The sequence below is a fragment of the Plantactinospora alkalitolerans genome, assembly GCF_015690345.1.
Taxonomy (GTDB): domain Bacteria; phylum Actinomycetota; class Actinomycetes; order Mycobacteriales; family Micromonosporaceae; genus Plantactinospora; species Plantactinospora alkalitolerans.
In genome coordinates this window covers 1-23,125 of the sequence record NZ_JADPUN010000137.1, presented here as the reverse complement: position 1 = coordinate 23,125, position 23,125 = coordinate 1, and the positions used below count along the sequence as shown (strand labels likewise).

The following is a 23,125-nucleotide window of genomic DNA, read 5'->3' as shown; positions in this document are numbered from 1 at the left end:
CTCGACCCGACTGACAATGGTCAACTTGAAGAAGTCTTCAATTGCTCACATGCAGGTTCCGTTGTACCAGGCCAAGGCCGAGTTCTTCCGGATGCTGGGCCATCCGGTCCGGATCCGCGTGCTCGAACTGCTCGGCGAGGGCCCCGTACCCGTACGCGACCTGCTGGCCGAGACCGGGGTGGAGGCGTCCAACCTGTCCCAGCAGCTCGCCGTGCTGCGTCGGGCCGGGATCGTGGTCTCCACCCGGGACGGCGCCAACGTGGTCTACGCGCTCGCCGGCCCCGACGTGGCCGACCTGATGCGGGCCGCCCGCCGCATCCTCACCGAGATGTTGCAGGGCCAGGCCGAACTGCTGGCGTCGCTGGCGGTGGAAGGCGAGTGAGGTTCGCAGACCTGCTGCCCGGCCGGGCCGACCTGGCCGGCGTACGGCGCAATCCCCGGGCCGACCTGTTGGCCGGGCTCACCGTGGCGGTCGTCGCGCTGCCGCTGGCGCTCGGCTTCGGCGTCGCCTCCGGCCTCGGGGCGGCGGCCGGGCTGGCGACCGCCATCGTGGCCGGCGCGCTGGCAGCCGTCTTCGGCGGCTCGAACCTCCAGGTGTCCGGGCCGACCGGAGCGATGACGGTCGTACTGGTCCCGATCGTGGCGCAGTACGGCCCCGGCGGCGTGCTCACGGTTGGCCTCCTCGCCGGCCTGATCCTCATCGGGCTCGCGATCGCCCGGGCCGGACGGTACGCGAGGTTCGTGCCCGCCCCGGTGGTCGAGGGATTCACCGCCGGCATCGCGGTCATCATCTTTCTCCAGCAGGTCCCGTCAGCCCTCGGCACGCAGGCACACGGCGAGAAGGTGCTGCCGGTCGCCTGGCAGGCGATGGTCGAGTTCGTCGGCCGTCCACACTGGCTCTCGGCGGCGTTCTCGCTCGGCGTCGCGGCCGTGGTGCTGGCCGTCGTGAGGTGGCGACCACAGGTGCCCGCGTCACTGCTCGCGGTCGGCGCGGCGACCGTTTGCGCCCACGTGTGGAGCGTCGACATCGCGCGCATCGGCGCGCTACCGGCGACCTTGCCCCAACCGTCGCTCACTTTCCTCCGGCTGGACGCCATCTCCACCCTGCTCACCTCGGCGGTCGCCGTCGCGGCACTGGCGGCGCTGGAATCGCTGCTCTCCGCCACCGTTGCCGACGGGATGCGGCGCGGCGAGCGGCACCACCCCGACCGTGAACTGTTCGGCCAGGGCATCGCCAACATCGTCACGCCCCTCTTCGGCGGCGTACCCGCCACCGCCGCCATCGCCCGCACCGCCGTCAACGTACGTGCCGGGGCCGTGTCCCGGCTCGCCGCGCTGTCGCACGCCCTCATCCTCGCGGTGATCATGTTCGCCGCGGCCCCACTGGTGGCCGGCGTCCCGATCGCCGCCCTCGCCGGAGTGCTACTGGCGACCGCCGTCCGGATGGTGCACCTGAAAACGCTGCGCGCGATGGCCGGGGCCAGCCGGTCCGACGCGCTCGTGCTGGTACTCACCGCCGGCGCCACGGTCCTGCTGGACCTCGTGGCCGCCGTCCTGCTCGGCCTGATCGTCGCCGGGGGCCTGGCGCTGCGTACGGTCGCGCGCTCCATGCGCGTCGACGAGGTACCCCACGACGAGCCGATGCCGCACCTCGTCGTGTACCGGCCGAGCGGCCCGCTCTTCTTCGCCGCCGCGGACCAGCTTCGACAGGGTCTCTCCACCGTCGAGGGAGTCGAGGTGGTGCTGCTCCGGCTGTCCCGGGTCACCGCCATCGACGCCTCCGGAGCGCTGGCGCTACGGGAGGCGGTCGAGGACCTGCACGACCGGAACATCGCGGTGCACCTGTCCGGGATCCGGCCCGAGCACCGCCGGGCCCTCGCGGCGCTGGGCGTGCTGGCGCTGCTGCGGGAACGGGTGCACACCGATGCCCCGACCGCGATCGCCGCCCTGAGATCGGGATAGCCCGGATGGCACAGTGATGGCATGCGCATCGGGGTACTGGGCCCGCTGGAGGTGCTGGCGGACGGAACGCCGGTCCCCGTCGGCGGCGTACGGCTGCGCGCGCTGCTGATCCGGCTCGCCCTCGACCCCGGCCGGGTGGTCAGCGCTCCGGCCCTGATCGAGGCACTGTGGCCGGACGGCGGGCCACGGCGGCCGAGCCACGCCCTGCACTCGCTCACCTCCCGGCTGCGGCAGGTCCTCCCCGACGGCTCGGTGCTGCGCTCGGCACCGACCGGCTACCGTCTCGACCTCCCCAGCACGGCGGTGGACGCCTTCCGGTTCGAGCAGTTGGCCCGGGCGGGCCGTCGGGCGCTGGAGGACGGCGACGCGTCCCGTGCCACGGCACATCTACGGGAGGCGCTGGAGCTGTGGCGGGGCGATCCGCTGGCGGACGTGGCGCAGGCCCGGTACGCCGGGGCGGTGATCGCGAGGCCCCAGGAACTGCGGCTGGTGGCCATCGAGGACCGACTCGCGGCGGAACTGGCGACCGACGCCGTACGGCCGGCGATAGCCGAACTGGAGCAGCTCACCACGGCGCACCCGCTGCGGGAACGGCTGCGCTGGCTGCTGGTCCGGGCACTGCACACCGACGGCAGGCAGGCCGAGGCGCTGGCCGCCTACGCGGCGTACCGGCAGATACTCGCCGACGAGTTGGGCAACGATCCCGGCCCGGAGCTCGCCGAGCATCTCCACCAGATCAGTGGAGGTCCGGGGTACCCCGTCGAGACCGATGGCGCCCTCCGAAATGCCGAGCACCAGCACCAGCACGGCGGGTCCACGCCCCGGCTCCGCCCCGTCGTCGTCGGCACCCAGTTCCGACAGCACCTTCGTCACGTGTGCGATGAGCGGCTGGCTCAGGTCCTTGCGCCACGGCGCCGGCACGTACGCCCGGACGACGTACCGGGGCGGATCCGCCGGCGCGACGGGTTCCTCGCCGACCGCCCACGCCTCCGGCTCGTGGATCACCACCTGGAACATCGACCGGAATACCTCCGCCGTGCCGGGCTGGACCTCGGCACCACCGCTCAGTTCGTGCATCGACCCGAGCCGCTGGGCCACCCGCAGACGCTGCTCCGGATCCAGGTTGCCCTTGGCAGTGGTGAGTTCGACAAAAATCATGTCCCGAATACCTCCTTGCCGGCAGCCTGCCGATCGGGTCTGCCAGATCGCCCACAACCGGCTGTCACGGCCGCACCGGGTCCCGGGCGTGTCGGCACTTGATTTCGGCAATATCATCCGGTGGATCGGCTAGGTTTTCCCGCATGGGACTGCTGGACGACGCGGTGACGGTGCTGAACGAGCGAGGCGTCCTGGACCGGTTGGGCCGGCTGATCCAGCAGGTGTACCGCCGGGCGGCGGACCGGCACGAGCCGGAACTCGGTGACGACGCGATGAGCTTCGGCACCACCGTCTGGCGCAACCTCGTGCACCTGGGCCAGGCCGAGTTCACCGGGGTGGACGGGGTCCGGGTCCGGGTCGAGGACAACTCGCTGGAGATCCTCTGCGCCGGGTACGTGGTACGGCTCTACTCGCTCCAGGGCGGGGTCGAGTCGATCCGCTGGGAGGGCAGCGAGGCCCGGCTCGGCGGCGCGGTGGAGAACAGCCGCGACCGGCAGTTGGCCTTCGACGACGAGGGGCAGTTTCCCGAGGTGTTCGCCGGGGTGGTGCCGCCGAAAAGACACGTGCGGATCGCGCACACCGGGGACATCGTCACCGGGGAGGCGGTCGCCTACGTCGGGCTGCCCCGGGACAACCGGGACGGCGGCTCGCCCTGGTTCGAGGTGCTGCTCTGGTTCGGTGAGCCGACCACGTCGGGTCAGCCGCTGCCGGTGGTCGAGGGCACGGTGCCGCAACCCCGGCACGACGAGTTCCCGATTCCCGAGTTGGAGCTTCGGACCCTGCCCGTCGGCGGACAGCACGATCTCGCACCGCGGTCCGGCCGTACGCCCCGACGGTCCGCGTGACGGGCCGGCTCCGACCGCCCGTACCCGCTGCCGCGGCCGCCGCCGCGTTCGCCCCGCACACCCTGGCGCTGGCCCGCCGGTGGCGGCGGATGCGGAAGAACGAACTCGCCCGCCAGATCGGGGTCACGGCGGCGGCGGTCAGCCAGTACGAGCTGGGCCAGGCACGCCCGTCGGCGGCGGTACTGGCCCGGCTGGCGCTGGCGCTGTCGATGCCGGTCGACTTCTTCGCCGCCGGTTTCCCGCCGCCGGTCACCCCGGGACAGGCGCACTTCCGCAGCCTGCGGACGACGAGTCAGGCCGAACGGGACCAGGCGGAGGCGTTCGGCGAGATCGCCTGGCGGGTGGTCGAGGTGATCGAACGTCACCTGCGGCTGCCCCCACTGCGGCTGCCGCAACTGGACCTGGCCGAGCCCGCCGGTGCCGACGACGTACGGGTGGCCGCCGCGACCGCCCGGAAGTCGTTCGGCCTCGCGGCGGCTCCGGTGCCGCACATGGTCCGGCTGCTGGAGGCGTCCGGGGTGATCGTCCTCGCCCTGCCCGACGTCTCGGAACGGGTGGACGCGTTCTCGCACTGGTACGGCCAGCGCCCGTTCGTCTTCCTCAACCCGGCGAAGGACGACAAGGCCCGGTCCCGGATGGACGCCGCGCACGAGCTCGGCCACCTGCTGATGCACCACGACGCCGAACCCGGCAGCCAGCTCCTGGAGCGCCAGGCCACCGCGTTCGCCTCCGAGTTCCTGGCCCCGAGTGCCGTACTGCGCGACGAGTTGCCCGCCCGGCTCGACTTCGACCGGCTGCACGAGCTCAAGCGCCGCTGGGGAATCAGTCTGAAGGCGCTGGTCTACCGGGGGCACGACCTGGGCGTCTACCGGGAGCACACGTACCGGCGCGGGATGGGCCTGCTCGCCCAGTGGGGCTATCCCGAGCCCGGCGACCTCGGGCCCCGGGAGACGCCGTCCCTGCTCGGCAAGGCCGTGGACCTGCTCGACCAGCAGCAGGTTCCGATCGAGAGCCTGGCCACCTGGGCCGCACTGCCGCAGGGGCTCGCGCGGACCGTCGTGGCCGCCGCCACCGAGCGCCTCCCCGAGCTGGACCTCACGGCCGACTGACGCCACCGCACGGTCCCACCCGGCGCCCCCGTTGCCCGGCCAGCGGGTAATTGCCTTGCCGGACACCCCCGGTGACGCGCATCCTTCTGGGCGTGACATGGCAGGAGTTCTACACCGCGTGCCGCTACCGACTGCGGCGCGTCAGCTTCCTGGCCTGATCGGACCACTTCGCGCGCGATTTCGGCGCGCCGGTCCGGCTGGCCGGACCTGGGCCCCGACGCGGGGTCCGGAGCCGGGTCCTCGGACGACCCGGTCACTGCGACGGCGCGGGGCGCGGTCACCTCTCTCACCGGGCACGGCGGCAACCGTGCCAACGCCCGCCCCGCGCCGCCGCACCACTGCCGTCCGGTCCCGTCCGGGAATGGACAGTCCCCCTCCGGAAGTGGAGGGTCCCCTCCGGAAGTGGACGGGCGGCGCTCAGGTGAGGACGAGGCCGACCAGCCAGACGCCGGTGATGCTGAGCGCCGCGGCCAGCTCGACCAGCAGGGCGAGCCCGACCGCCTGGAGCGCGTGTTTCGTCGACGGCCAGGCGAGGCGGGCTTCGCCGAGCCGGGCCAGTTCGGCGAGCCACAGTCCGAGAACGAACCCGAGGACCAGCCCTACCACCGGTACGACGAAGAACCCGACGATGCCGAGCACGCCACCGGCGAGCAGGGAGAGGGTGGGTACGCCACTGCGTTTGAGGTTGCGGCCCGGCCAGAGGTACTTGACCACGGTCCCGAGCAGCGTGATCACGGTGGCCAGGCCGAGCACCACCCACCGGCCCACGCCCGCGCCGTCGCCGAAGAACGCCCAGACCAGCACGCCCAGCCAGCACAGGATCAGTCCGGGCACCATCGGCACGATCACCCCGCAGACGCCGACCACGATCGTCACGCCACACAGGAGGGTCACCACGCCGTCGGTGTCGGTCATGTCCACGCCCTACAGGGTGCCCTACCGACGCCCGTCGAACCGCACCGAACCACCGGTTCCGCTCAGGCCACCGGTTTCCGCCGGTCGTCGGCCCGGGTGGTCAGGTACCGGGTGATCTCACTCTCCGGGGCCGGTGCGCCGAAGTACCGTCCCTGGGCGGCGTCGCAGCCCAGCGCCCGGAGCTGGTCGGCCTGCCCGACCGTCTCCACCGCCTCCGCCGTCACCGACAAGCCCAGCGCGTGTGCGAGCCGCACCAACGCGTCGACGATCCGGCCGTCCACCAGCCCCTGTCGGTCGCTCGACCGGATGCCGTCGACGAACGGACCGGCGAGCTTCAGGCCGTGTATCGGCAGCCGGCGCAGGTACGCCAGGTTGGAGTACCCGGTGCCGAAGTCGTCGATCGCCAGCCGTACGCCCAGCGCGGCGAGCCGGCGCAGCGCGGGCAGCGGCTCTCCGCCGATGGCCATCACCGCGCTCTCGGTCAGTTCGAGTTGCAGCAGCTCCGCCGGCAGTCCGGTCCGGCGCAGCACCTCGGACACCGTGGCGACGATGCTCGGATCGCCGGCCTGCCGGGCCGCCAGGTTGACGCTTACCACCAGCCGGGCGTCGGGGAAGTCCCGGAGCCAGCGACTGGCCGCCTCGCAGGCCCGCGTCAGCACCCACCGACCGAGTTCGACGATCAGCCCGGTCTCCTCGGACAGGCCGATGAACTCGTCGGGGCCGAGCAGTCCCCGCTCGGGATGCTGCCAGCGGACCAGGGCCTCGGCCGCGCAGATCTGCCCGTCGGCCAGGGTGACGATCGGCTGGTAGTCGACGGTGAACTCGTCGCGCTCCAGCGCCCCGGACAGCGCGACGACCATGGCCGACCTGGCCTGCTCCCGGGCCCGGCGCTCCGGGTCGTACGTCGCCCACCGGCCCCGGCCCTCCGCCTTGGCCCAGTAGAGGGTGACGTCGGCGGCCTTGATCAGCTCGGACGCGGCGGTGGCCGCGATCGGGCCCGCCACGATGCCGATGCTCGCCGTCACCGACAGTTCGTGTTCACCGATCCGTACCGGCTCGGCGACCACCGCCAGCGCCGCCTCCGCCACCGCCCGGACGGCCCGGCATCCAGCGTTCCGAGTGATCAGGATCACGAACTCGTCGCCGCCCATCCGGGCGAGCAGATGTCCCTGCCCGGCCACACAGTCGGCGAGGCGACGGGCGACGGCGACCAGCAGGCGGTCACCGAGGTCGTGGCCGAGGCTGTCGTTGATCGCCTTGAAGCCGTCGAGGTCGAGGAAGCAGAGCCCGACCCTGTCGTCGGGCTGCGCACCGGCGAAGACCTCGGCGAGCCGGTCGAAGAAGAGGGCCCGGTTCGGCAGCCCGGTCAACGGATCATGGGACGCCTGGTGGCGCAGCCGCTGCTGCAACTCGCGCCGCTCGGTGATGTCCTCCACCACCGCCACCGTGAACCGGGGTCGTCCGTCGTCGTGCCGGACCAGCGAGACCGCGAGATCCGTCCAGACCGCGCTTCCGTCCTTGCGCCGGTAGCGCTTCTCGACCCGTACCGCGTCCTTCCGGCCCGCGATGAGGTCCTGGTACAGCTCCCACATCCCCGTCGCGTCGTCGGAGTAGAACAGCGAGGAGACGTTGAGTTCGCGCAGTTCCGGCACCCGGTAGCCGAGCAGTTCCGCGAAGGACCGGTTCACGTCGATGATCTGTCCGTCGATGCCGGCGATCCCGATCCCGATCGCGACGTCGACGAAGACCGCCCGGAACCGTGTCTCGCTCTCCCGCAGCGCCAGCTCGACCCGGTCCCGCGCCGTCCACGCGGCCTGGGCGACCCGCTCCTGCTCGTCGAATGTCCGCTGCCGCAGTGCCTGGGCGAACCCGGCCGCCAGGGCACCCTGCAGGGCCGGGATCCGCGACGTCAGCATCGACTCCGGCGGTGCCGGCTCCAGTACCAGCGCCGGGAACTCGTCGGCGAGGCTGCGCACCGACCAGTCGACGGCGCCCGGATCGACGAGGTCGCCGTCGACCATGGCCTGGCCCACCGCGTACGCCGGCTCGGCGACGAACGGCTCGGCGACCGCCGCCCGAGCCAGCCGGACGGTGAGCACCAGCAGCAGCCGCTGCCGCTCGGCCGCACTCGCCGGAGCGCACCCGGGCCGGGCCACCGCCTGCGCCCAGCGTGCCGCGTACCGGTGCACGCCGGAGTCGCTGAACCGCTCCCCAGGGCACCGCCGCAACTCCTCGGCGGCACCGCCACCGGCCGGGGCGGAGGTCGACACGGCTAACCTCCGTCGCGGTCCGGCTCGGCCAGGTCCGCGTGGACGACCCTGGTGTACTCGTGGTCATGGGCCCGGGCGGCGCTGGGCCGGGTCAGGTCGACGTCCGCGGGTAGCCCGTCCGGCAGTTGCATGTCGGCCTCAGCTCGTCGCTCCGGCCCGCGCAGGGCTGCTCGGCCACGACCTCTGCGCGCGGGCAGACGGTGCCGGCAGCCCCGGGGAAGGGTCGTGGTGATCGACCAACACTTTAGGGCCTGCGCACCCGATGTTCCACCGGCCGCTGACCCGCGGGATAGGTTTGGCCGCATGTCGTGGGCCCAGTTCAACCGGGAGACCGGTGTCGATGACCGGTCGTCCCGACCGGCGCACCGATCGACCGGGTGGCCGGACGGCGCGGCCGAACCGCGACGTGGCACGGCCGAACCGCGACGTGGCACGGCCGCGCTCGCCGCCGGGGTCTGCACGCTGGCGGGCGGGGTGGCGGTGATCCTCGCCGTGGACGCCGGACCGAGTCCGGGCTTCGCCGGCTACGTCAGCGAGGCCGGCGCCTCGACCAGCCCGAGCGTGTGGACGTACCGGCTGGGTCTGTTGGGGATCGCCGCCGGCCTGTTGCTGCTCGCCGTGGCGCTGCCCCCGGCGCTCCGACTCGCGGCCGGGCTGCTGGTCCCGAGCGGCCTGGCCACCGTGATGTCCGCCGGGGTGAGCTGCCGCAGCGGATGCCCGCTGCCCCCCTTCGACCGGACCACCCTCGCGGACCTGGTGCACGGCGGCGCGAGCATCGCGGCGGTCGCCGGAACCGTCTTCGCCGTCCTGGCGGTGGCCCTGACCCCCGGGGCGGCTCCGGCGCTGCGCCGGCTCGCCACGGTCGCCGCCGTGTTCGCCGTGCCGCTGTCGCTGGCCGCCGGGGTCGCGCTGCTCGCGGTCGGCCGGGGCCTCCTGACGGGTACGGTCGAACGCCTGCTCCTGCTCGACCTGGCCGCCTGGGGAGTGGCCACCGCGATCGCGCTCGGACTCCTCCGCCCCTCCGCCACCAGCGGCCCGGGTGATCCACTTCGCCCCGACCGTGCCGACGACCCGCCGACCGGTCCGGAAATGTGACGCCGGTCGCTTGTAAGGTGCCTCACGCACTCCTGTCCTTTCACTAACCTCTCCGTCGCCGTATCGTGATCCCGCGATGACCAACGTCTGGTTCCTGACTGTCCGCCTGTATGTCGATCTCCGACTGCAGGCCAGCGGCTGCTGTCCGAGCTGACGCGCCCCTCCGGACCGCAGACCACCCTCCGGCCGCGACCGCGGACCCGCTGACACCGGGACATCCGCCCGCCGGACCCAGACCTTGGATTCCTGATGCCCTCTGCTCTTCGCAAGATCCCATTCTCGGTGCAAATTCTGGCCGGGCTCGTGCTCGGCGTCGCGCTGGGTTACCTGGCCCGGGCCGCCGACATCTCCTGGCTCGGCACCACCCTGGACACCGTCGGCGGTCTCTTCGTCCAACTCCTCAGGCTCGCGGTACCCCCGCTGGTCTTCACCGCCCTGGTGGTCAGCGTGGTCAGCCTGCGCGGCGTGGCCAACGCCGCCCGGCTCGCGCTCAAGACCCTGCTCTGGTTCGGAGTCACCGCCCTGATCTCGGTCGCCGTCGGCATCGGGCTCGGCCTGCTGACCAACCCGGGCCGAGGCGTCAACCTCGACGTCGGCACGGCCAAGGCGCCCGAGCGGACCGGTTCCTGGACCGACTTCCTGACCGGCATCGTGCCGGAGAACCCGGTCGGCGCGTTCGTCGAGAACAACGTGCTCCAGATCGTCTTCCTGGCCGTGGTCGCCGGAATCGCCTCGCTGCTGGTCGGCGCCGCCGCCGAGCCGTTCGTCAACTTCAACAAGGCGCTGCTGGCGATCACCCAGAAGGCGCTGTGGTGGCTGATCCGGCTCGCCCCGATCGGCACCCTCGGCCTGATCGGCCACGCCGTCGAGGCGTACGGATGGGACCTGCTGGCACCGCTGGCCAAGTTCACCACCGCGGTGTACGTCGGCTGCGCGATCGTCCTGCTCGTGGTCTACCCGCTGGTGCTCATCCTCGCCGGCCGGCTCAACCCACTGCGCTTCTACGCCGGCACCTGGCCCGCCATCGAGTTGGCCTTCGTCTCCCGCTCGTCCGTCGGCACGATGCCGGTGACCCAGAAGTCCGTGGAACGCCTCGGCGTCCCGCGTGAGTACGCCTCGTTCGCCGTACCGTTCGGTGCGACCACCAAGATGGACGGTTGCGCCGCGATCTACCCCGCGCTGGCCGCGATCTTCGTCGCCCAGGTGTTCGGGCTGAGCCTCAGCCCGCTGGACTACCTGCTGATCGCCTTCGTCTCGGTGGTCGGCTCCGCCGCGACCGCCGGGCTGACCGGCGCGCTGGTGATGCTCACCCTGACCCTGAGCACCCTGGGGTTGCCGCTGGCCGGCGCCGGCCTGCTGCTCGCGATCGACCCGATCCTGGACATGATCCGGACCGCGACCAACGTCGCCGGCCAGGCGCTGGTGCCCACCATCGTCGCCGCCCGCGAAGGTGTCCTGGACCGCACCGCGTACGACAACGCCGGTCGGCGCGAGCTGATCGACGCCGACCCGCCGACCGACAGCTCCGAATCCCCGACCACCCGGGACCGCACCCCGGCCCCGCAACCAGCCTGAGGTGTAAGGAAGGGCCCCTTCTTATCGCTTATTGCATAAGAAGGGGCCCTTCCTAACACACACCCCCGATCCGCAGGGAGCACGATGAGCGTTCTGTTCAGTCCGTTGAAGGTGCGGGGCGTGACGCTGCCGAACCGGGTGGTGATGGCGCCGATGTGCCAGTACTCGGCCGGTCCTGACGGGCTGCCGACCGACTGGCACCGGGTGCACCTCGGCTCCCGGGCGGTCGGCGGGACCGCGCTGGTGATCAGCGAGGCCACCGCCGTCGTACCGGAGGGGCGGATCAGTCCGCGGGACACCGGCCTCTGGTCGGACGCCCATGTCGACGCCTGGCGCCCGATCACCGCGTTCGTCGCCTCGGCCGGCGCGGTGCCCGCCGTCCAGCTCGCGCACGCCGGTCGGAAGGGGTCGACGTACTGGCCCTGGTCGCAGTTGTCGGGCGGGGTGCCGGACGACGAGGGCGGCTGGACGCCGGTCGGGCCGGAGACCGAGGCGTTCCAGCCGTCGTACCGGGTGCCGGCGGCGCTGGACCAGACCGGCATCGCCCGGGTGGTCGACGCCTTCGCCGAGGGCGCGGCGCGGGCGCTGGCAGCGGGTTTCCAGGCGGTCGAGGTCCACGCCGCGCACGGCTACCTGATGCACGAGTTCCTCTCCCCGCTGACGAACCACCGCACCGACGGTTACGGCGGGGACCTGGCCGGGCGGAGTCGGCTGACCCTGGAGGTCACCCGGGCGGTACGGGCCGCGGTCGGCGACGACGTACCGGTGCTGGTCCGGATCTCGGCGACCGACTGGGTCGACGGTGGCTGGACGGTGGCGGACAGCGTGCAGTTGGCCGGTGCGCTCGCCACCGCCGGAGCCGATCTGATCGACTGCTCGTCCGGCGGGGCCGTGCCGGATGCCACCGTTCCGGTCGGCCCCGGTTATCAGGTGCCGCTGGCGGCCCGGGTCCGGCGGGAGAGCGGTGTGCCCACCGGCGCCGTGGGGCTGATCACCGAGCCGGAGCAGGCCGAGGCGATCGTCGCGAGCGGCGATGCCGATCTGGTGCTGCTCGGCCGGGAGCTGCTGCGGGACCCGTACTGGCCGCGCCGGGCGGCGACCCGCCTCGGCGCCGCCCCCAACCTGCCGGACCAGTACCTCCGGGCGGACTGAGTTGTTAGGAGGGGACCCTTCTTCTACTAAAAGCGATAAGAAGGGGCCCTTCCTTACACCCTCAGCAGGTTCAGAAGAGGACGGTGGCGAAGGTGCCGACGGAGCGGAAGCCGCACCGTTCGTAGACCCGGCGGGCCGGGGTGTTGTAGTCGTTGACGTAGAGGCTGACCGTGGGTGCGACCCGGGCGAGCGCGTCGCGTACCACGGCGGCCATCGCGGCGGCGCCGATGCCCCGGCCGCGCCAGGCCGGGTCGACCCAGACTCCCTGGATCTGCGCGGTGCGCCGGGTGACGACCGCCAGTTCGGCCTTGAAGATCACTTTCCCGTCGACGAACCTGGCGTACGCCCGGCGGGCCCGGACCAGCTCGGCGACCCGCTGCCGGTACGCCCGTCCGCCGTCCTCGGCCAGCGGCGAGACGCCCACCTCCTCGGTGTACATCGCCACCGCCGCCGGAAAGAGCCGCTCGATCTCGCCGGCCCGGACCGGATGTACGTCCGGGTCCGGTTTCACCTCCGGCACCATGCCGGTCGCCAGCAGCGGTTGGTTGGGGCGTACGTCCCGCGCCGGGCCCCACCGGGCGGAGAGCCGTTCCCAGAGCCCGAGCACCCCGTCGGCCCGCCCGACGATCGACGAGCAGCCCCGTTCCTCCGCGCCGAGCGCGTCGGCGAAGGCCGCGATCGCCGGTTGGCTGGTACAGACGGGGGTGAGTTGGCCGCCCAGCCAGCAGAGCGACTCGATGTGGTTCCGGGAGCCGTAGCCCAGCACCCGGCCGTCCGCCCGCCACCAGGACAGGCCGTTCGCGGCGACCCGTTCGGCCACCTGCGCGGCGGCGAAGGGGTCGAGTTCGAGGATCCGCTCCACCGCGCCACGCTCGGCCTCGCCGAGCTGGCGTACCGGAACCATCAGCACAGTTACCAGCCTGCCAGATCATCGGCCGTGCGGCGGGGCGGATCACCGGCCCTCGTCCGGGTCGGGCCGGACGGCGTGCCGCAGCCGGGTCAGGTTCCGTCAGGTTGCCGGGTCAGGTTCCGGGTCAGGCAGCCGGGTCAGGCGGCCGGGTCGGGGTCCGGGTCAGGTTGCGGCGGCCGGGTCCGGCACCTGCTGCGTTACGGAGTCCGTTACCGGGTCCATTGTCCGGGTCCGGGCCGCCCAGCGCACCACCGGCGGCACCAGCGCGCCGAGTACGACGAACAGCGCGCCGAGCACCAGCCAGCCCGGTACTCCCCAGCCGACCGCGAGGGTGGTCACCACCACCGGGGCGACCATGCCGCCCAGTTGCAGGCCCATCCCGTAGACGCCCTGGTACTGCCCTTGCGCGTGGGCCGGAGCCAGCCCGAACGAGATTCCCCAGCCGGCCGCCGAGTGCCACAGTTCGCCGATCACGTGCACCAGTGCGCCGGCCACCAGCAGCGCGACCGCGGCGGCGGTCGGTACGGCTCCGCTGGCGGCGAAGAGCAGGCACGCCGCCGCGATCGCCACTCCGGCCCGGCGGGAGGCCCGGGCCGCACCCGCCACCCCGTCGGTACCCCGGGAGGCCCGGACCTGGAAGAGCACCACCGCCGTGGTGTTGACGAGGAACAGCGCCGAGATGAGCCACCGGGGCGCCGAGGTGTGTCCGGCGACCCAGAGCGGCAGCGCGATGTTGAGCAGGCCGAAGTGCATCGACATCAGGCCGTCCAGCGCGGTGAAGACGAGGAACGGTCGGTCCCGCAGCCCGATGAGCCGGGGACCGTGTGCCGGTGCCGGCGTCGGCGGCAGCGGCACCAGTCGGGTGGTGATCGCCGCCGCCGCGAGGTAGGTGGCCGCGTCGGTCAGGATGAGCGTGACGTATCCCGTGCGGCTGTCGGCGGCGATGGCGAACCCGGCGAGCACCGTGCCGACCGAGATCCCGACGTTGGTGGTGGCCCGGAGGTAGGCGCGGGTGCGGACCCGCTGGTCGGGCGGGACGGCCCCGGCGATCAGGGCACCCCGGGAACTCCGGGCCGCCGCGTCGGCGACCGCGGTTCCGGCTCCGACGAGCAGGAACTCGGGGAACGATCGGACGCCGATCAGCGCCACGCTGCAGCCGGCGGAGGCGACCAGCGCGGCGAGTTGGATGCCGCGCGGGCCGTACCGGTCGGCGAGGTAGCCCATCGGTGTGCTGGCGAGCAGGCCGATCGCGGCGGTGCTGGTGAGCCCGATGCCGACCTGCGCCACCGACAGCCCGACCGAGCGGGTCAGGAACAGGGCGGTGGCGGTCAGCCAGACGCCCCGGCCGATGGTGTTCACCAGGGCGGCGAGCGTGAGGATCCGGGCCGCGCCCGGTGTGGGAAGGAGCTGCACGCCACTCAGTCAACAATACGTACGTACGGTTTGTTAACTCGTTGTCGTCCAGGTCATAGCCGCCGTCGTCTCGCGACCACCCCCGGTTACCGGGTCAGGCGGATTCGCGGACCACCAACTCGGTGGGGAGGATGACCGCCGCGTACGAGTCGCCGGCCAGGTGATTGAGGAGCAGCCGGACCATCTCGGCACTGATCCGGCCCCACGGCTGCGCGATGGTGGTCAACCGGGGCACGGAGGTGGTGGCGACCTTGGAGTCGTCGAAGCCGCCGACCGCGACGTCGTCCGGCACCCGCCGGCCCGCGCGGTGCAGCGCGGCGATCGCTCCGGTGGCCATCAGGTCCGAACCGACGAAGACCGCGTCCAGGTCGGGTACCTGGCGCAGCAACTGCTCCATCGCCGCCTCGCCCGCCGCGTGCGTGTAGTCGCCGGTCACCACCAGACGCGGATCGGACGTCCCGAGTACGTCGTGGTAGCCGGCGAGCCGGTCCACCCCGCCGGAGGTGTCGAGCGGACCGGTGATGGTGGCGATCGTCCGGTGTCCCCGGGACCGCAGGTAGCTGACCATCTGCCGGGCGCCGCCCCGGTCGTCGGCGGCCACGTAGCTGACGTCCCGCTCCCGCCCGAGTGGCCGACCGCAGGCCACGAAGGGCAGGCCGCGCTCCTCCAACTCGTCCAGCAGCGGGCTGCCGGCGTGGGTGGAGATCACCAGCGCCCCGTCCACATGGCCGGCGGTGACGTACCGGCCGACCCGCTTGCGGTCCTCCTGGGTGCCGGCGATGGTCAGCAGCAGCGTGATGTCGTGCTCGGCGAGTTCCTGGGTGCAGCCGCGGAGCAGGATGTTGAAGTTCGGATCCTCGAAGAGCCGGTCCTGCGGCTCGGACAGGATGAACGCCACCGAGTCCGAGCGCTGGGTCACCAGGCTCCGGGCGTGCTGGTTGACCACGTACCCGGTCTTGCGGATCGCCCGGTGGACCGCGTCCAGCGCCGGGCCGCTGACGTTGTGTCCCCCGTTGAGCACCCGGGACACGGTTCCCCGGGAGACCCCGGCCACCGCCGCCACGTCGTCCATGGTCGGGCGGGGCCGGAGACGGCGGATGCGGCTTCGATCAGGCGCGGTCACGCTGCCATTGTCCCCGGGTCGGCCGGTGGCAGCGGTACCGGCGGTTGTGACACACCTCGCCTACGCCTTGACCGATCCGGAGATCAGGTCCACCCGCCAGTACCGCTGGAGCGACAGGAAGAGTGCCACCAGCGGAATGATCGACAGCAGCGCACCGGTGATCACCAGCCGGTACAGCGCCGGTTGGGCCGAACCCTGGTTGAGCAGCGTGAAGAGCCCGACCGTGACCGGGAACCGGTCGTCGTCGGCGAGCATGATGAACGGCAGCAGGAAGTTGTTCCAGATGGCGACGAACTGGAACAGGAAGACGGTGATCAGTCCGGGCACCATCATCGGCGCCGCCACCCGGCGGAAGATCCCGAACTCGCTCGCCCCGTCGACCCGGGCGGCCTCGATCACCGAGTCCGGAACCGCCGCGGCGGCGTAGATCCGGGCCAGGTAGATGCCGTACGGGCTGACGATGCTGGGCAGCAGCACCGACCAGTACGTGTCGGTGAGCCCGACCTTGGCCAGCAGCAGGTACTGCGGCACGGCCAGGACGATCCCCGGCACCAGCACCCCGGCGAGGAGCACGTTGAACAACACCGACCGGCCCGCGAACCGGTACTTGGCCAGGGTGTAACCGCTGAGCCCGGAAACCGCCGCGGAGAGCACCGCGCCGACCCCCGCGTACAGGGCGGTGTTGAGCATCCACCGCCAGAAGATCCCGTCGCCGTACGTCGACAGGTCGGTCAGGTTGCCCACCAGCGAGGTGCTCGGGGCGAAGGTGAAGCTGGTGAACAGCGTCGACCCGCTCTTGGTCGACGCGACCAGCACCCAGGCGACCGGCAGCAGGCAGTACAGCGCGCCGATCAGCAGTACGGCGGTGGGCACCAACTGGGCCCGACCCGGCCGATCCGGCCGACCCCGCCGATCCGGCCGATCCGGCCGCTCGTTCGCGGTGGCTCGGGTGGTCGGCACCGACCCCGTGGCGGTGCTCCCGGCGCTTCCGGTCGCCATCTCAGCGCTCCTGTCCGAAGGCCCGGTTCTGCACCAGTCGCAGGAAGCCGAAGGAGAGCACCAGGGTGACGGCCGCGATCAGCACGGAGGTGGCGGCGGCCGCGTACCGGTCGTCGGTGGCGAAGGCGTCGCGGTAGACCTTCATCAGCGGCGTCCAGGTCGACGAGATCGAGTTCGTCAGTGGCCTCAGCGCCATCGGCTCGACGAACACCTGCAAGGTGGCGATCATGCTGAAGACCGTGGTCATCACGAGCGCCGGCGCCAACAGCGGAATCTTGATCCGGAACGCGATCTGCACCTCGGAACAGCCGTCCAGCCGGGCCGACTCGTACAGCTCGGCCGGGATCGCCCGCAGCGCGGTGTAGAGCACGATCATGTTGAACCCGACGCCGCCCCAGAGTGCGATGTTGACCACCGCGAAGAAGACCGCTCCTCCGCCCAGCAGGTCCGGTTCCGGCAGGCCGAACCGGGCCAGCAGATAGTTGAGCGGGCTGGTCGCGGGCAGGTAGAGGAATCCCCAGAGCAGGCTGGCGATGATCGCCGGCACCGCGTACGGGAGGAAGATCGAGGTCCGGGCGAACCGGCCGAGCCGGGCCCGGGGCCGGTCCAGCAGCAGCGCGAAGAGCAGGGCCAGGCCAAGCATGATCGGGACCAGCAGCGCCCCGTAGCCGAGCACCCGCAGCCCGCCGGACCAGAGTTCGGAGTCGGTGACCGCCGCGCGGTAGTTCTCCAGCCCGGCGAAGACCTCGGTCCGGGCGCCCCGGCCGAGCCCCAGCCCGGACACCCGGACCTTCCGCAGGCTCAGGTACGCCGCGTAGCCGATCGGCACGAGAACGAACAGGACGAACAGGATCACCGCCGGGGCGAGGAAGGCGTACGGGGCTGCCGTACGCCTTCCCCGGCGGCCGGCCCGGGTGGTGGCCGTTGACATCGACTCTCCGTTCGGTCAGCCGGTACCCGGCACTCAGCGGCTCCCGGCGCTCGGCCGGTTCGCGGCACTCAGCCGGCGATGGTGAAGCCGTTCTTCTTCATGTCGGCCACGGTCGCCGACTGCATCGCCTCGATCGCACCGCTGAACGGCGTACGGGCCGTGATCGCCTTGGCGAACTCGTCCTGGTAGGCCTGGTAGGTGACGTTGACGTTGGGTCCCCAGGTGACCCCGGCCGCAGTCTCGGCGATCTGCTTGACCATCGGGTAGAAGTCGGCCTGGTTGGCGAAGAAGTCCGGCGGCTGGGCCAGGCCCGGACCGGCCTGGGCGTCCCGGGCCGCCGGGTAGACGGCGCACTCGCGGACCAGCATCGCCGTGGCGGTCGCGTCGGTGTTCAGCCAGCTGGCGAACTTGACCGCCGCCGTCCTGTGCTTCGACGCGGCGGTGACCCCGGTGGAGGATCCACCCCAGTTGCCGGTCCGGTTCTCCCCGGCACTCCACTGTGGAAGCGGAGCCATCGCCCACCTGCCCTTGGTGTCGGGGGCGTTGCCGGTCAGTACGCCGGGCGCCCAGACGGCGCTCGGCCAGGCCAACAGGCTTCCGTCGTTGAGCGCCTTGTTCCACTCCGGGGTGTACATCGGTTTTCCGTCGACCACGCCCTCGGTGACCAGGCCACCCCAGTAGTCCGCGACCTTCCGGGTGGCCGCGTCGTCGACGCTCACCCGCCAGGACTCGCCGTCGATTCCCCACCAGTTCGCCCCGGCCTGCTGGGCCAGCCCCGCGAACCATCCGGGGTCGGCGGCGGAGAACGTGGTCAGGTGGTGCTTCCGGCTCTTGCCCCGCAGGGTCCGGGCGGTCTGGGCGAACTCCTCCCAGGTCTTCGGCACCGTCAGCCCGAACTGCTGGAACAGGTCGGTGCGGTAGTAGAGCATCATCGGGGCCGCGTCCTGTGGAAGGGCGTAGACCGCCTCGGTGCCCAGGGTCACCTGCTGCCAGGTGCCCTCGGCGAACCTGTCCTTGAGCGGCTTGGCCTGCTCGGCGATGTCGGCGAGGACGTCGTTGCTGACCAGCGTGGGCAGTGACTGGTACTCCACCTGCGCCAGGTCCGGCGGGTTGCCCGCCTTGGCCGCGGTGAGCAGTTTGGTGACGATGTCCGCGCCGCCGGCCTGCTTGCTCAGCGTCACCTTCGTACCGGGGTTGTCGGCGTTCCACCGGTCGACGAGTTTCTCCATGTTGGGCGCCCAGGACCAGAAGGTCAGCTCGACCGGCCCGGTGGGCTCCTCCGGTTCGTCGTCCGAGTTCGAGGTGCAGGCGGCGACGAGACTGGCGCCGACTACCAACGCCAGGACCTTCGCGCCGAGCGAACGGCTCATCTCAACCTCTCAGTTTCCACTGTGTCATCTGCGGTAGATCGGACAGAAACAACTGGGAGCGCTCACAGTCTTGGACTCCCGGTCGATCATGTCAAGGGAGGATCTCGTGCTTGCTCTCCTTGTAGATCGGTGTGCAATCATGCGCACTACCGTTGGGAGCGCGCACAGTTCGGAGATCCCGCATGAGTAGCCAGACCCCGCATCTCGTGGCAGCCGCAGCGGACGCACCGGGCCGGGCCGGGCCACTGCCCCGGCTGGACCGCCTGGCGTACGGCGGCGACTACAACCCCGAACAGTGGCCGGAGCACGTCTGGATCGAGGACGTCGAGTTGATGCGTACCGCCGGGGTGAACCTGGTCAGCGTCGGCATCTTCTCCTGGGCCCTGCTGGAGCCGACGGAGGGCAACTTCGAGTTCGGCTGGCTGGACCGGCTGCTCGACCTGATGCACGACGGCGGGATCGCGGTCGACCTGGCCACCCCGACCGCCGCCCCACCGGCCTGGTTCCGACGGCTCCACCCCGAGGCCCGGCTGGTCGACCGGCACGGGAACATCCTCGGCGGCGGCGCCCGGCAGTCGTTCTGCCCCTCCTCGCCCGGGTACGCGCGGGCGAGCGCCCGGATCACCGGGCAACTGGCCCGGCGCTACGCCGACCATCCGGCCCTGGTGCTGTGGCACTCACACAACGAGTACGGCGGGGTCAACGCGCTCTGCTACTGCGAGACCTCGGCGGCGGCGTTCCGCGACTGGCTCCGCGACCGCTACGGCGAACTGGCCCGACTCAACGACGCCTGGGGCACCACCTTCTGGGGCCAGCGGTACGGCGACTGGGCCGAGATCGAAGCGCCGCTCGCCGCACCGACCGCGGTCAACCCGGCCCAGCAACTCGACTTCCTGCGTTTCTCCTCCGACGCGCACCTGACCAACTTCCGGCGCGAGCGGGACATCCTGCACCGCCTCTCCCCCGGCGTACCGGTGACCACCAACTTCATGCTCGCCAACTGCAAGACGATCGACTACTGGCGGTGGGCCGCCGAGGTGGACGTGGTCTCGAACGACCACTACCTGCGGGCCGAGGAGCCGGAGAACCACATCGAGCTGGCCATGTGCGCCGACCTCACCCGGGCGGTCGCCGGAGGCCGGCCCTGGCTGCTGATGGAACACTCGACCTCGGCGGTCAACTGGCAGCCGCGCAACATCGCCAAGCGGCCGGGGGAACTGCGCCGCAACAGCCTGGGGCACCTGGCCCGGGGCGCCGAGGCGGTGCTGTTCTTCCAGTGGCGGGCCGCCCGGTTCGGGGCGGAGAAGTTCCACTCCGCGATGCTGCCGCACGGTGGGACCGGGACCCGGGTCTGGCGCGAGGTGGTGGATCTCGGCGCCGACCTGCCCGCGCTCGAACCGCTGCGCGGCACCCGGGTCCTGGCCGACGTCGCGATGCTCTGGGACTGGGAGTCCTGGTGGGCCCTGGAACTCGACTGGCGCCCGTCGGTCGACCTCGACTACCGCGAGCGGATCGCGGCGTACTACGAGCGGGCCTGGCGGGACCGGCTCACCGTCGACTTCGTCCATCCGGAACGGGCGTTGGGCGACTACCGGCTGGTGGTCGTACCGAGCCTCTACCTGACCACACCGGCGGCCGCCGAGAACCTCCGCCGGTACGTCGCCGGTGGCGGCACCCTGCTGGTCTCGTACTTCTCGGGGATCGTGGACGCGGACGACGCCGTACATCCGGGGGGTTATCCGGGTGCGTTGCGGGACCTGCTCGGACTGACGGTCGAGGAGTTCCTGCCGCTGCGGGCCGGCGAGACGGTACGACTCGGCCGGCCGGGCGGCGTCGTCGCCGCTGCCCCGGTACCCGACGGATGGCCGGCGGATCCGGCCGATCCCACGGCGGGAACGCTGACCGGGCAGGTCTGGACCGAGGCGGTGCTGCCGCACGGGGCCGAGCCGGTACTGAGCTATCTGGACGGTCCGGCCGCCGGTGGTCCGGCCGTCACCCGGCACCGCCTCGGCGCCGGACACGCGTGGTACGTCTCCACCCGGTTGGCCGCCGACGGGCTCGCCCGGGTGCTCCGGGCCGCGTACCGGGACGCGGGCCTGGTACCGCCGGGCGGCGTTCCGGACGGCGTCGAGCTGATTCGCCGGGCGGGCACCGACGGCCGCCGGTTCCTGATCGCGATCAACCACGGCGAGCGGGACGCGGAGCTGCCGGCGTCCGGCACCGACCTGATCGACGGCACGTTCCACGACGGCGTGCTCCGGATTCCGGCCGGCGGGGTACGGGCCCTGCGCACCTGATCGACGGCGCACCCTCTTGACATCGTTGGACACCAATGGTTCTGTGAGCGCTCACAGCATCAATCGCTCACCATGCGCTCGAAACTAGCGCCTTTGCAGCTAATAATGGCACTTTTTGATGTGTGAGCGCTCCCAATTCCGGCGCTGGTGGGCGGGGTTGGCGGCTCGGCAGAGCCGCCTACGCACCTGTTCGCGTCCACCGAGGAGCGTTGTCGATGCCGCAGAGAAGACTCAGGTCCGGAGCCGTAGCACTGGTCGCCGCCCTCATCGTGGCCCAGGCGGCCCAGGCGGCCCAGGCGGCGCCAGCGGCGGCCGGGACCGGCGCCGAAGTTCCCGTACCGACGGGCACCCTGCGAAACCCCGGTTTCGAGGAGACCGGTGCGGACGGGTCACCCGTCGGCTGGTCGGAGCACGGCCAGCGATCCGCCAGCTACGTCGAGCCGGGTGGCCGCTCCGGCGAGAACCGACTAGCCCACTGGGCCGACCAGCCGTACCGGGTGGCGACCTCACAGCGGCTCACCGGGCTCCGACCGGGCTACCACACGCTGCGGGTGTCGGTCCGGGCCAGCGGCGGACAGCGGGACGCGCACGTCGCCCTCAACGGCTGCGGCGGAGCACCGGAGCGCGTGGACCTGCCCCGCACCGGAGCAGAATGGTGGGTCCAGGTCGCCCTCACCACCCGGGTCAGCTCCGGCCGGTGCACGATCGACCTCGTCTCCGACGGCAACGCCGGGGACTGGGCCAACTTCGACGACCTGAGCTTCATCCCCACAGACGGCCCGGCCGGCGGCCCGGCACTGCGGATCGCCGGGGCCGACGTGTCACACCTGACCAAGAACGAGCACCACGGCGCGGTGTACCGGGACCGTACCGGCCCGCCCCGGGACGCGTTGCGGATCCTGCGGGCCAACGGTGTCAACTACGCCCGGCTGAAGGTCTGGGTCAACCCGGCCGACGGGTTCAGCGACAGGGACGACGTACTCGTCAAGGCCCGGCGGGCGCACGCGCTCGGCATGGGGTTGCTGATCGACTTCCACTACTCGGACACCTGGGCCGACCCCGGCAAGCAGTTCAAGCCGGCCGCCTGGGCGGACCTGCCGTTCGACCAGCTCCGGCAGGCGGTCTACGACCACACCTACGACGTGATCGGCAGCCTGCGCCGGCAGGGCACCCCGGCCGACATGGTCCAGATCGGCAACGAGATCAACGGCGGGATGCTCTGGCCGGACGGGCGCTGGGACAACTGGGACGGGCTGGCCGCGCTGCTCACCACCGCCAGTACGGCGGTCACCGATGCCTCACCCCGGAGCAGGGTGGCCCTGCACCTGGCCGAGGGCGGCAACAACGGCGGCCACCGCTGGTGGTTCGACAACGCGGTCAGCCGGGGCGTCCCGTTCGACGTCATCGCCGTCTCGCACTACACCTACTGGCACGGCCCGCTCGGCTACCTCCAGGCCAACCTCTTCGACCTGACGAGCGCGTACGGCAAGCCGGTGATGGTGGTGGAGACCGGGTACGGCTTCACGCTGGCCGAGAACGACCACGAGGCGAACATCTTCACCGCCTCGTTGCAACAGACCGGTGGCTACCCGGCGACCCCGGACGGCCAGGCCGACGCGATCCGGGACATGGTCACCACGGTGGCCGCCGTGCCGGGCGCGCTCGGCGTCTTCTACTGGGAACCGACCTGGACCGCCGTCGACGGCGCCGGCTGGGATCCGGCCGACCCGGCCTCGGGTGACGGCTGGGAGAACCAGGCCCTGTTCGACTACTCCGGCCGGGCCCTGCCCGCGCTGCGGGTGCTCGGCGACTCGGTGAGCCCGAACCGGTAGGCCGGCGACCACTCCGGGAGCCGGCGACCGATCCCTCCGACGGAAGGAAGGAAATCATGAGCGGACCGTCCCCGCTCCGCACGCTCGCCGCTGTCAGCGGTCTCGTGCTGCTCGTCGCCGGCATGGTCGCCGGACCCACCGCCCCCGCCTCCGCCGCCGCCACCATCAC

General features: G+C 71.9%; 19 protein-coding genes. 10 read left to right on the top strand and 9 right to left on the bottom strand.

The window, feature by feature from the left end; all coding sequences use genetic code 11:
• The first annotated feature begins 49 nt into the window (after window positions 1-49).
• From I0C86_RS12945 to I0C86_RS12925, 5 genes are read left to right on the top strand one after another with little or no spacing between them, the layout of a single operon-like run.
• Window positions 50-382: an ArsR/SmtB family transcription factor gene (locus tag I0C86_RS12945; RefSeq protein WP_196201481.1), complete on the top strand. Its 333-nt coding sequence runs from the start codon at window positions 50-52 to the stop codon at window positions 380-382.
• On the top strand, window positions 379-1,962 hold the full coding sequence (locus tag I0C86_RS12940; protein ID WP_196201480.1) for a SulP family inorganic anion transporter: 1,584 nt from the start codon (window positions 379-381) through the stop codon (window positions 1,960-1,962). The genes I0C86_RS12945 and I0C86_RS12940 overlap by 4 nt, the downstream gene beginning before the upstream one ends.
• 21 nt (window positions 1,963-1,983) lie before the next feature.
• Window positions 1,984-3,222, top strand: coding sequence for an AfsR/SARP family transcriptional regulator (locus I0C86_RS12935; RefSeq protein ID WP_196201479.1), 1,239 nt, complete (start codon window positions 1,984-1,986; stop codon window positions 3,220-3,222).
• A 41-nt stretch (window positions 3,223-3,263) separates the two neighbouring features.
• Window positions 3,264-3,965 (top strand): hypothetical protein, encoded by a 702-nt coding sequence (locus tag I0C86_RS12930; protein ID WP_196201478.1) that lies wholly within the window; start codon window positions 3,264-3,266, stop codon window positions 3,963-3,965.
• Window positions 3,962-5,074, top strand: coding sequence for an XRE family transcriptional regulator (locus I0C86_RS12925; RefSeq protein ID WP_323373611.1), 1,113 nt, complete (start codon window positions 3,962-3,964; stop codon window positions 5,072-5,074). The genes I0C86_RS12930 and I0C86_RS12925 overlap by 4 nt, the downstream gene beginning before the upstream one ends.
• A gap of 417 nt (window positions 5,075-5,491) precedes the next feature.
• Here the strand turns inward: I0C86_RS12925 and I0C86_RS12920 are convergent, their stop codons facing one another.
• Genes I0C86_RS12920 through I0C86_RS44435 form a run of 3 tightly spaced genes read right to left on the bottom strand, consistent with a single transcriptional unit; the run spans window position 5,492 to window position 8,390 of the window.
• Window positions 5,492-5,995 (bottom strand): DUF456 domain-containing protein, encoded by a 504-nt coding sequence (locus I0C86_RS12920; RefSeq protein WP_196201477.1) that lies wholly within the window; start codon window positions 5,993-5,995, stop codon window positions 5,492-5,494.
• Window positions 5,996-6,051: 56 nt separating this feature from the next.
• A complete protein-coding gene (locus I0C86_RS12915) occupies window positions 6,052-8,217 on the bottom strand; it encodes a putative bifunctional diguanylate cyclase/phosphodiesterase (RefSeq protein ID WP_196201496.1) in 2,166 nt (721 codons plus the stop codon).
• A gap of 44 nt (window positions 8,218-8,261) precedes the next feature.
• A complete protein-coding gene (locus I0C86_RS44435; protein WP_255527714.1) occupies window positions 8,262-8,390 on the bottom strand; it encodes a hypothetical protein in 129 nt (42 codons plus the stop codon).
• Window positions 8,391-8,562: 172 nt separating this feature from the next.
• Between I0C86_RS44435 and I0C86_RS12910 the strand changes: the two genes are divergently transcribed.
• The 3 genes from I0C86_RS12910 to I0C86_RS12900 all read left to right on the top strand — a co-directional run bounded on the left by I0C86_RS12910 (window position 8,563) and on the right by I0C86_RS12900 (window position 12,081).
• Window positions 8,563-9,354, top strand: a complete 792-nt coding sequence (locus tag I0C86_RS12910) for a DUF998 domain-containing protein (RefSeq protein WP_196201476.1) — start codon at window positions 8,563-8,565, stop codon at window positions 9,352-9,354.
• 249 nt (window positions 9,355-9,603) lie between these two features.
• Complete coding sequence (locus I0C86_RS12905; protein ID WP_196201475.1) at window positions 9,604-10,929, top strand: dicarboxylate/amino acid:cation symporter; 1,326 nt, start codon at window positions 9,604-9,606, stop codon at window positions 10,927-10,929.
• Window positions 10,930-11,013: 84 nt separating this feature from the next.
• A complete protein-coding gene (locus I0C86_RS12900; protein WP_196201474.1) occupies window positions 11,014-12,081 on the top strand; it encodes an NADH:flavin oxidoreductase/NADH oxidase in 1,068 nt (355 codons plus the stop codon).
• A 70-nt stretch (window positions 12,082-12,151) separates the two neighbouring features.
• Here I0C86_RS12900 and I0C86_RS12895 read toward each other — a convergent pair whose 3' ends face one another.
• From I0C86_RS12895 to I0C86_RS12870, 6 genes are all read right to left on the bottom strand, one after another.
• Complete coding sequence (locus I0C86_RS12895; RefSeq protein ID WP_196201473.1) at window positions 12,152-12,991, bottom strand: GNAT family N-acetyltransferase; 840 nt, start codon at window positions 12,989-12,991, stop codon at window positions 12,152-12,154.
• A 162-nt stretch (window positions 12,992-13,153) separates the two neighbouring features.
• Complete coding sequence (locus tag I0C86_RS12890) at window positions 13,154-14,404, bottom strand: MFS transporter (RefSeq protein WP_196201472.1); 1,251 nt, start codon at window positions 14,402-14,404, stop codon at window positions 13,154-13,156.
• A gap of 94 nt (window positions 14,405-14,498) precedes the next feature.
• Window positions 14,499-15,527: a LacI family DNA-binding transcriptional regulator gene (locus tag I0C86_RS12885; RefSeq protein ID WP_323373610.1), complete on the bottom strand. Its 1,029-nt coding sequence runs from the start codon at window positions 15,525-15,527 to the stop codon at window positions 14,499-14,501.
• A gap of 60 nt (window positions 15,528-15,587) precedes the next feature.
• On the bottom strand, window positions 15,588-16,526 hold the full coding sequence (locus I0C86_RS12880) for a carbohydrate ABC transporter permease (RefSeq protein WP_196201471.1): 939 nt from the start codon (window positions 16,524-16,526) through the stop codon (window positions 15,588-15,590).
• 1 nt (window position 16,527) lies between these two features.
• Window positions 16,528-17,457 carry a carbohydrate ABC transporter permease gene (locus I0C86_RS12875; RefSeq protein WP_196201470.1) on the bottom strand — a complete coding sequence of 310 codons (930 nt, stop codon included), beginning with the start codon at window positions 17,455-17,457 and terminating at the stop codon, window positions 16,528-16,530.
• A gap of 68 nt (window positions 17,458-17,525) precedes the next feature.
• Window positions 17,526-18,827 carry an ABC transporter substrate-binding protein gene (locus tag I0C86_RS12870; RefSeq protein WP_196201469.1) on the bottom strand — a complete coding sequence of 434 codons (1,302 nt, stop codon included), beginning with the start codon at window positions 18,825-18,827 and terminating at the stop codon, window positions 17,526-17,528.
• 182 nt (window positions 18,828-19,009) lie between these two features.
• On the opposite strand from I0C86_RS12870, the gene I0C86_RS12865 reads away from it, so the two are divergent.
• On the top strand, window positions 19,010-21,124 hold the full coding sequence (locus I0C86_RS12865) for a beta-galactosidase (protein WP_196201468.1): 2,115 nt from the start codon (window positions 19,010-19,012) through the stop codon (window positions 21,122-21,124).
• Between the two features lie 215 nt (window positions 21,125-21,339).
• On the top strand, window positions 21,340-22,956 hold the full coding sequence (locus tag I0C86_RS12860; protein WP_196201467.1) for a glycoside hydrolase family 53 protein: 1,617 nt from the start codon (window positions 21,340-21,342) through the stop codon (window positions 22,954-22,956).
• Window positions 22,957-23,125 lie beyond the last annotated feature (169 nt).

Bases quoted from the DNA above. Each gene is read 5' to 3' on its own strand.
- I0C86_RS12945 (WP_196201481.1), top strand. From the start codon at position 50: ATGCAGGTTCCGTTGTACCAGGCCAAGGCCGAGTTCTTCCGGATGCTG.
- I0C86_RS12935 (WP_196201479.1), top strand. From the start codon at position 1,984: ATGCGCATCGGGGTACTGGGCCCGCTGGAGGTGCTGGCGGACGGAACG.
- I0C86_RS12930 (WP_196201478.1), top strand. From the start codon at position 3,264: ATGGGACTGCTGGACGACGCGGTGACGGTGCTGAACGAGCGAGGCGTC.
- I0C86_RS44435 (WP_255527714.1), bottom strand. From the start codon at position 8,390: ATGCAACTGCCGGACGGGCTACCCGCGGACGTCGACCTGACCCGGCCC.
- I0C86_RS12910 (WP_196201476.1), top strand. From the start codon at position 8,563: ATGTCGTGGGCCCAGTTCAACCGGGAGACCGGTGTCGATGACCGGTCG.
- I0C86_RS12905 (WP_196201475.1), top strand. From the start codon at position 9,604: ATGCCCTCTGCTCTTCGCAAGATCCCATTCTCGGTGCAAATTCTGGCC.
- I0C86_RS12900 (WP_196201474.1), top strand. From the start codon at position 11,014: ATGAGCGTTCTGTTCAGTCCGTTGAAGGTGCGGGGCGTGACGCTGCCG.
- I0C86_RS12880 (WP_196201471.1), bottom strand. From the start codon at position 16,526: ATGGCGACCGGAAGCGCCGGGAGCACCGCCACGGGGTCGGTGCCGACC.
- I0C86_RS12875 (WP_196201470.1), bottom strand. From the start codon at position 17,457: ATGTCAACGGCCACCACCCGGGCCGGCCGCCGGGGAAGGCGTACGGCA.
- I0C86_RS12870 (WP_196201469.1), bottom strand. From the start codon at position 18,827: ATGAGCCGTTCGCTCGGCGCGAAGGTCCTGGCGTTGGTAGTCGGCGCC.
- I0C86_RS12865 (WP_196201468.1), top strand. From the start codon at position 19,010: ATGAGTAGCCAGACCCCGCATCTCGTGGCAGCCGCAGCGGACGCACCG.
- I0C86_RS12860 (WP_196201467.1), top strand. From the start codon at position 21,340: ATGCCGCAGAGAAGACTCAGGTCCGGAGCCGTAGCACTGGTCGCCGCC.